The organism is Actinomadura sp. KC345 (assembly GCF_004348515.1).
Classification (GTDB): Bacteria; Actinomycetota; Actinomycetes; order Streptosporangiales; family Streptosporangiaceae; genus Spirillospora.
In genome coordinates this window covers 20,129-27,006 of the sequence record NZ_SMKH01000088.1, presented here as the reverse complement: position 1 = coordinate 27,006, position 6,878 = coordinate 20,129, and the positions used below count along the sequence as shown (strand labels likewise).

Genomic DNA, 6,878 nt, shown 5'->3' with positions numbered 1-6,878 from the left:
CGCCTCCCCCGCCGACCCGCCCGCCGGGGAGACCATGATCGCGAGCGGGATGGCGCCCAGCAGGATGACGCTGGCCGCCACCGCGATGATGCGGTGCCCCGCGCGTACGGCGGCGTACACCGCGAACAGGTACGCGACGGCGGGCACCTCGAACCCGATCGCCTGGTAGCCGAGCGCGCACAGCCCGGTGACGGCCAGGACCGGAAGCGGGGCCGGGCGGGCGGCGGCCAGCACCAGGCCGCTCGTCACCACCAGCGCGAAGCCGATTACGCCGAGGTCCGTGGTGGGATGATCCCCGGCCAGCGCGGTGACCAGCAGCACCGCGGCCACGCAGACCGCGATCCCCCAGCCTCTGCCCCTGGTCCAGGCCCCGGACAGTCCCGTGCTCATAGGCGAACCCTAGCCGCGGGCCCCCCGCCTGCGACTCCTGCTCGGGGACGAGCGGCCCTGTACCGCGCACGCAGTACTCTCGCGGCGCCTGCGGCGTGCGCGGTGGCCGGGTGGGCCGTCGGCGGCAGCGCGAACTGACTGCGTCCGGACGACGACCGGCGGCGGGCCCGGCGGACATGATCGGGCGACGTTCATTCGCAAGAGGGGAAGGGCACCTCATGGCAGTCCGATTCGTGTTCACCGTGGCCGAAGCCGTTCTGACCGGGCCGACCGCCGCCGGGGGCATCGGCACCGGCGAGGGGCGGACAGGGGCCGTCGTCGCCGGGGTGGCGGCGCTGATCGGCATCGCCATCGGCGGCCTGGCTCTGGCACGCGCCACCCGTCGTACCGGCAACGTTCGGACCGGAGCGATCGCGGCTGGAATCGCGTCGCTGACCGGGCTGGTCATCGGCGGGCTCCACCTGGCCGACTCGACCGGCGGTTTCGGCACCGGCAACGGGCGAGCCGGGGCGATCGTGGCCATCGCGCTGAGCCTGGTCGGCATGGCCCTCGCCGGGCTGGCACTGACCCGCTCCCGCCAGGCCGCCTGACCGGGCGAACCCGCCCCACGTCACCGGGCCGAGAACACCGGGCTCAGCAGGTTTCCCGGGCGACGCGTTCCAGGAGATGGTCGACGGTCGCCACGAAACCGGCCAGCTGGGTCTCGGGGAGGCCGTCGAACAGGCGGGCCGCACCCTCGCCGTACTCGACGTTGAGGCCCCCGACGGTGTCGCGTCCCCGGTCGGTGAGGTCCACGAGCGTGGCGCGCCGGTCCCGGGGGTGCGGTGCACGGGCGACGAACCCGTCGCCCTCAAGCGCGTCCACCAGCCCGGTGACGTTGCGGGGGGTGACGCCGATCGCGGCGGCGAGTGCCCGCTGGGTCATCGGCCCGCCGTGGTGCAGGTTCCACAGGACCGACGCCCGCGCCCTCGAAAGCCCGCGCGCGGCCAGCCCGGCCTCCATGTACCGGTGTGTCACCACCGCCAGCGCGAACAGCTTCTCCAGCGCGTGCCCCGCCCCGACCTCGTCCACAGAATCGGAACCAACATCATTGTGTATGGACTTCACTATGTCGTAACCTCCCAGTATGAGCGTAGCCCCCATACCCGGCAGGTAGAAGGAGACCGCACCACATGGAGCACACCACGGCCCCGAGCGCCCGGCGGGGCCATCCGCTGTTCGCCCGCTTCTATGCCCGCGTCAGTCCCGCCATGGACAAGGGCGGCGTCACAGAGCACCGCCGGGCGCTGCTGGCCTCGACCAGCGGACGGGTTCTGGAAGTCGGCGCCGGTACGGGCGCCAACTTCGCCCACTACCCGCCGCGGGTGACCGAAGTGGTGGCGGTGGAGCCCGAGCCGCTCCTGCGCGCCCTGGCCGAGCAGTCCGCAGCCGAGGCCAAGGTCCCGGTCGTCGTCAGGGACGGGATCGCCGAGCATCTGGCCGCCCCGGACGCCGACGTCGACGCCGTGGTCGCCTGCATGACGCTGTGCTCGGTACGGGACCGGGACGCCGCGCTGGCGGAGATGTTCCGCGTCCTGCGGCCCGGTGGGCGCCTGCATGTCTTCGAGCACGTCCGCGCCGAGGGGGCCGGGTTGCGCGGTGCGCAGCGCGTGCTGGACGCCACCGTGTGGCCGGTGCTCAACGGCGGGTGCCGCCTGGGCACCGACATCGTCGACGCGATCGGCCGCGCCGGATTCACCGACCTGCGCCTGGAGCGCGTGGACTGGCCCGAGAGCCGGTTTCCGCTGCCGTTCGTCCCGCATGTCCGGGGCACAGCGACTCGGCCCGCCCCCTCCGACCTCCCGTGACGGGGTCAGGAAGTCGTCTCCGGCGCGGGTTCGAACAGCTCGATGAGGTTGCCGGCAGGGTCGGTGATCAGGATCTGCCGTCCGCCGGGGCCGGAGACCAGGTCGCTGTGGAAGGTGAGCCCGGCGGCGCGCAGCCGGTCGATCTCGGCGTCGAGGTCGTCCACGATCAGGTGGATGCGGTTGCGGCCGGGGGCGGCGGGATCGGGCGTGGCGCGGGCGCCTGAGCTGGGCGGTCCGGAAAGGAGCAGCCGCAGCGGCCCGCGTACGACGTCGGCGAAGGCGGGCGCGGCGTTCATGCGCAGTGTGAACCCGAGGTGGTCGGTGTAGAAGTCGACGGCCGCCTGGACGTCGTCGACGAGGTAGCGGACTCCGGCGAACCGATCGGGTGTCGTCATGGCTTGGCCTCCCGTGATGGTCGGACGAGTTGCGGCAGCAGGTGGCGGATGCGGGTGTCGATCTCCGCCGCCGTCCGCACGAAGGTGGATTCGCCGCCTCCGGACGCGGCCGGGTCCGGCATGCTCCAGTGGACGCGACGGGGTCCGCCGGGCAGATCGGGGCAGACCTCGCGGACCTTGTCGCACAGGCTGATCACGTAGTCGAACCGCCGGCCGGTCACGGTGTCCAGATGCCGTGGACGCCGGTCGGTGACGTCGATGCCGTGACCCTCGCGAAGCACGCGCACGGCCCACGGGTGCAACCGCTGCTTGGGGTGGCTGCCCGCGCTGGCGACCTCGACGTGCCCGCCCGTGCGGCGCCCCAGGAGGGCTTCGGCGATCGGTGAGCGGGCGCTGTTGCCGGTGCAGGTGAACAGCACGGCGGGACGCGGGCCGGACGCGATGTGCGGCACGGGCGAGGCCGGGTCGAGGCCGAGTGCGGGATGCAGGGCGGCACCGGCCGCGGCCAGCGCGTCCGCGCAGCGCTCAAGGTCGAGGTGGTAGTAGCTGTCGCGGGCGTCGAAGCTGCTGCGCCGCGCCGTGACCAGCCCGCCGCCGCGCAGCAGCCGCAGATGGTAGGAGACCAGGTTCTGCGGCTGGCCGACGAGGTCCACCAGCTCGCGGACCCGGTAGTCGCTGGTGGCCAGCTCGCTCAGCAGCCGCCACCGCAACGGATGCGCGGCCAGTTGCACGAAGGCCGGTGCGCCTTCTTCCGGAGACTCCACGAAGAACAGAATACATCAACTGAGTTTGATGCATATACCGTCAGCGGGAGCATCTGGTGAGGGCGCGCTCGGCTCAGGCGGGTCTGGCGGCCTGCACGACCGCCGAGTGGAGGCCGGGCGCGGCCTGGTGGTGCCGGGTGATGGTGGCGCCGGTGAAGCCCGCGGCGAGCAGGTGGCGGCGGTACTCCTCGGCAGTGAGGGTGCTCGCGGAACAGCCCAGGCCCCGCTCCGCCTCGATGCGCTCGCCGGGGTCGAGGCCGGGGTCGGCGACGATGTCGCTGACCCCGAAGCGTCCGCCCGGACGCAGGACGCGGAAGGCTTCGGCGAGCACGCGGGCCTTGTCGGCGGCGAGGTTGATGACGCAGTTGGAGATGACCACGTCCACGCTCGCGGCGGGAAGCGGGACGTCCTCGATGTGGCCTGCAGGAAACGGGCATTGCCTAGGCCGGCCTCGGCGGCGTTGGCGCGGGCCAGGGTGAGCATGGCCTCGCTGGCCTCCAACCCGTAGGCGGTCCCGTCCGGGCCGACGCGGCGCGCCGACAGCAGCACGTCCAGGCCGCCGCCCGAACCCAGATCCAGCACGGTCTCACCTGGACGTAGATCGGCGACGGCCAAGGGATTGCCGCAGCCCAGGCTGGCGCGCAGCGCGGCCTCGGGAACACCGTCCTCGCCGGGGTGGGCGGCGGCGCCGGAACAGGAGTCGCCGCACGAGGCCCCGTCTTCCGGGGTGCCGCCGACCATGGCGAATCGCGCCAGGCCGGAGTACCGCTCGACGATCGCCTCGGTGTTGTCGACGATCTCGCTGACGTTCATCGGACGCCCCTGCCGCGCCAGCAGCGACACGATCTGGATCCGCGTCGGGTCGGCCAGCGCCTTGAACCAGGCCGCGTACTCGGTGGCTGTGGACCGGTCGAGCGGCCCCTTCTCCTCTTTCATCGTTAATCGACGATAAACGATGGAAGCGCCACACGAAAGGGGACGGCTATCCCCGGTGAGCGACTTGGGTCACGATGCGGCCACGGCGGTCAAGCGCGGTCCCAGGATCACGGACAGCCGCTCCAGCACTCCGGGGTTGAGCCAGTAGTACACCCAGGCCCCGCGCCGCTCGGAGTTCACCCGCCTTGGCCTCGCTCAGCGGCTCACACACCAGTGGTGTGCAGCACGCCACCTCGCCAGCGCCAGCGGGGACACCCGAACTCACGATCGGCAGACCCTGTTTAGACATGCCTCTAATTTGACATCCATCTATCCAAGGACGCAACTCGACCTGGAAGCTACTTAGACAGCCATCTAAGTAGGACCACGACATGAGGAGGAATCGCATGTCCCGCGTCCAGCTCGCTCTGCGCGTGTCCGATCTGGAAGGCTCGGTCGCCTTCTACTCCAAGCTGTTCGGCGCCGAGCCGGCCAAGCGCCGCCCCGAGTACGCCAACTTCGCCATCGCCCAGCCGCCGCTCAAGCTCGTCCTGATCGAGGGCGAGGACGGCGAGCCGACCCGCATGGACCACCTCGGCGTCGAGGTCGAGGACTCCGGTCTGGTCAGCGACGCGACCAAGCGCCTCGCCGACGCCGGGCTCGCCACCCTGGAGGAGAACGACACCTCCTGCTGCTACGCGCTGCAGGACAAGGTCTGGGTCCACGGCCCCAGCGGCGAGCCCTGGGAGGTCTACACGGTCAAGGACGACGCGGATACCCTCGCCAAGGCCGACGACTCCGCGTGCTGCGCCACCACCCAGCCACCCACCGAAACCGAGCAGCCGAAGACCGCCGCAGCGCCAAGCTGCTGCTGATCCGACGTCGCCCTACGAGTGTCGCCTTGCGTCAGACCAGGTCGAGGGCCCCGCCCTTGACCTGGGACGCGAACGCCTGCCACGCGGACGGCCCGAACACCAGCTTCGGCCCGTCCGGGTCCTTGGAATCCCGAACTGCCACCCCGGCCACCAAGTCCGCCACCTCGACGCATGCATGCCCGGTGTCCGTACTGCGGCTGCTCTTCTTCCATTCAGCGGTAGCGACCGGCACCATGGGCGCCACCTCGACGCACTGGTCCCCGGTGTTGGTGCTGTGGCTACTCTTCCGCCATTCCGACGGGACCAGCGCGACCTCAACGCACTCTGCGCCCGATGAATCGCTGCGGCTGCTCTTGCGCCACTGCACAGCCCACGGATGCGGTGTGTTCACAGGCTCTCCAAGATCGTCCGGAGGTAATTCAAGGAGTCTTCGGCGCTCATCGCCGAGGCCCTGATCAAATCGAAATTTACCCCATACTTCCGGACTACGGCAGGGCTATCGATCAGCTGCCCACCTACGTGACCCTCGACGCGCACAGCGTTCGGTTCGTCCTGAAAGCTCAGGATCGTGAACGCGCCGGGCAGCCCCGCATAGACTCCCCTAGCCGTCGGAACGATCTGGATCGTCACGTTGGGCAACTCCGTCAGGTCGATGAGGTGCTGGATCTGCTCCTTCATCACCTCCGGGTTTCCGATCGGACGACGGATGGCGGCTTCGTCGAAGATCGCGAACACGTGCGGCGGATCCTCTTGATCAAGGATTTTCCGTCGTTCCGTCCGAGCGGCGACTAGCTGGTCCACCACGTCGGACGTCTTCCCGAGCTTGAGCACCTCGCGCGCGTACTCCGGCGTCTGGAACAGCCGGTGATGACCATGGTCTCGAAGATGTGGATCACCTCGGCCTCCCGCTCTCGTTCGATGAAGTCCGGGAAGCCCGGGGGCAGGACGGCGAGGCGTCCGAAGTCCTGGATCCACTGCCAGAGGCGGTGGAAGGTCCCGTCCGTCTTGAAGAAGACATCGCAGTCCTTGGCGAAGTCCTCGGATGGGGGGCTGCCGCCCGATTCGATCTGGCCGATGCGCTGAGGCGTGTAGCCGAGTTTCTCGGCGAGCTTCGGTCGCGACAAGTTGGACAATTCCCGCTTAGCGCGCAACTCCGCGCCAAAGTATTCGACGGGCGAGGACGGGACACCGATGTCGCGGGGACGACGAGGCATGGGGGGACCTCCGGGCATTCGAAAATAAGATCATTTTCTGACGAGCGGCGGCGGGCTTTCCTGCGTCTTCTTTCCCGCTCTTCCGGAGCGTAGCCCGATTACAGCAAGATGGAAAGCGGTAACGGAGAGAAATCGCGACGAAAGCTCGAACTCATCATGGACACGCCCGTCAACCGCGCTGACCAGGCACTAACCCGGCTCCGCCAGGACTTCCAGGGTCATCGAATCTGGCGCGCTACGCGCTACGACGGAAAGCTCGGCGATTGGGTCGCCACTCTGCACGACCCAAAGGCCGGTGTGGAACCGACCCTTGTACGCAACAGCGCAGAAGAACTACGCAAGGCGCTTACCGTCGAACGCAATCGCGTAACCAATCGCCCCACGGGCCAGCGCAGTAGGTGGGACCGATGGTAAAGCGATGGAACGAAACCTCAAGTCGCTCTACGTCGACATCCACTTCCTCTGTAACGACCCATCT

The 6,878-nt window shown here is 69.4% G+C and carries 10 protein-coding genes and 2 pseudogenes; 4 read left to right on the top strand and 8 right to left on the bottom strand.

The window, feature by feature from the left end:
* Positions 1–390 (bottom strand): annotated as a pseudogene (locus tag E1281_RS16990) (sensor histidine kinase); the annotation flags it as partial.
* Between the two features lie 218 nt (positions 391–608).
* On the opposite strand from E1281_RS16990, the gene E1281_RS16985 reads away from it, so the two are divergent.
* Positions 609–980 (top strand): DUF6223 family protein, encoded by a 372-nt coding sequence (locus E1281_RS16985; protein ID WP_207943313.1) that lies wholly within the window; start codon positions 609–611, stop codon positions 978–980.
* A 43-nt stretch (positions 981–1,023) separates the two neighbouring features.
* Here E1281_RS16985 and E1281_RS16980 read toward each other — a convergent pair whose 3' ends face one another.
* Entirely contained in the window at positions 1,024–1,461 is a 438-nt protein-coding gene (locus E1281_RS16980; RefSeq protein ID WP_207943312.1) for a MarR family transcriptional regulator, read from the bottom strand.
* Between the two features lie 101 nt (positions 1,462–1,562).
* Here E1281_RS16980 and E1281_RS16975 point away from each other — a divergent pair, with 101 nt between their 5' ends.
* On the top strand, positions 1,563–2,237 hold the full coding sequence (locus tag E1281_RS16975) for a class I SAM-dependent methyltransferase (protein WP_131879274.1): 675 nt from the start codon (positions 1,563–1,565) through the stop codon (positions 2,235–2,237).
* Between the two features lie 5 nt (positions 2,238–2,242).
* On the opposite strand, the gene E1281_RS16970 is transcribed toward E1281_RS16975, so the two are convergent.
* The 3 genes and pseudogenes from E1281_RS16970 to E1281_RS16960 all read right to left on the bottom strand — a co-directional run bounded on the left by E1281_RS16970 (position 2,243) and on the right by E1281_RS16960 (position 4,137).
* Positions 2,243–2,632: a VOC family protein gene (locus tag E1281_RS16970; protein ID WP_131879272.1), complete on the bottom strand. Its 390-nt coding sequence runs from the start codon at positions 2,630–2,632 to the stop codon at positions 2,243–2,245.
* The gene (locus tag E1281_RS16965) at positions 2,629–3,396 is read right to left on the bottom strand and encodes an ArsR family transcriptional regulator (protein ID WP_165958967.1); all 768 of its coding nucleotides are present in this window, start codon (positions 3,394–3,396) and stop codon (positions 2,629–2,631) included. The genes E1281_RS16970 and E1281_RS16965 overlap by 4 nt, the downstream gene beginning before the upstream one ends.
* A gap of 73 nt (positions 3,397–3,469) precedes the next feature.
* A pseudogene (locus tag E1281_RS16960) lies at positions 3,470–4,137 on the bottom strand (methyltransferase domain-containing protein).
* On the opposite strand from E1281_RS16960, the gene E1281_RS41910 reads away from it, so the two are divergent.
* The gene (locus E1281_RS41910) at positions 4,136–4,348 is read left to right on the top strand and encodes a hypothetical protein (RefSeq protein WP_243717039.1); all 213 of its coding nucleotides are present in this window, start codon (positions 4,136–4,138) and stop codon (positions 4,346–4,348) included. The pseudogene E1281_RS16960 and the gene E1281_RS41910 overlap by 2 nt on opposite strands.
* Before the next feature lie 370 nt (positions 4,349–4,718).
* On the top strand, positions 4,719–5,186 hold the full coding sequence (locus E1281_RS16950; RefSeq protein ID WP_131879268.1) for an ArsI/CadI family heavy metal resistance metalloenzyme: 468 nt from the start codon (positions 4,719–4,721) through the stop codon (positions 5,184–5,186).
* Positions 5,187–5,217: 31 nt separating this feature from the next.
* Here the strand turns inward: E1281_RS16950 and E1281_RS16945 are convergent, their stop codons facing one another.
* From E1281_RS16945 to E1281_RS41900, 3 genes are read right to left on the bottom strand one after another with little or no spacing between them, the layout of a single operon-like run.
* On the bottom strand, positions 5,218–5,553 hold the full coding sequence (locus E1281_RS16945) for a DUF397 domain-containing protein (protein WP_243717038.1): 336 nt from the start codon (positions 5,551–5,553) through the stop codon (positions 5,218–5,220).
* 20 nt (positions 5,554–5,573) lie between these two features.
* Positions 5,574–6,017: a DUF5753 domain-containing protein gene (locus E1281_RS41905; protein WP_243717036.1), complete on the bottom strand. Its 444-nt coding sequence runs from the start codon at positions 6,015–6,017 to the stop codon at positions 5,574–5,576.
* Complete coding sequence (locus E1281_RS41900; protein ID WP_243717034.1) at positions 5,975–6,310, bottom strand: helix-turn-helix transcriptional regulator; 336 nt, start codon at positions 6,308–6,310, stop codon at positions 5,975–5,977. The genes E1281_RS41905 and E1281_RS41900 overlap by 43 nt, the downstream gene beginning before the upstream one ends.
* Positions 6,311–6,878: the final 568 nt, after the last annotated feature.

What these genes read in the sequence shown, in the direction of transcription:
- E1281_RS41910 (WP_243717039.1), top strand. Translation starts at nt 4,136, where the DNA reads ATGGCGAATCGCGCCAGGCCGGAGTACCGCTCGACGATCGCCTCGGTG.
- E1281_RS16950 (WP_131879268.1), top strand. Translation starts at nt 4,719, where the DNA reads ATGTCCCGCGTCCAGCTCGCTCTGCGCGTGTCCGATCTGGAAGGCTCG.
- E1281_RS16975 (WP_131879274.1), top strand. Translation starts at nt 1,563, where the DNA reads ATGGAGCACACCACGGCCCCGAGCGCCCGGCGGGGCCATCCGCTGTTC.
- E1281_RS16985 (WP_207943313.1), top strand. Translation starts at nt 609, where the DNA reads ATGGCAGTCCGATTCGTGTTCACCGTGGCCGAAGCCGTTCTGACCGGG.
- E1281_RS16970 (WP_131879272.1), bottom strand. Translation starts at nt 2,632, where the DNA reads ATGACGACACCCGATCGGTTCGCCGGAGTCCGCTACCTCGTCGACGAC.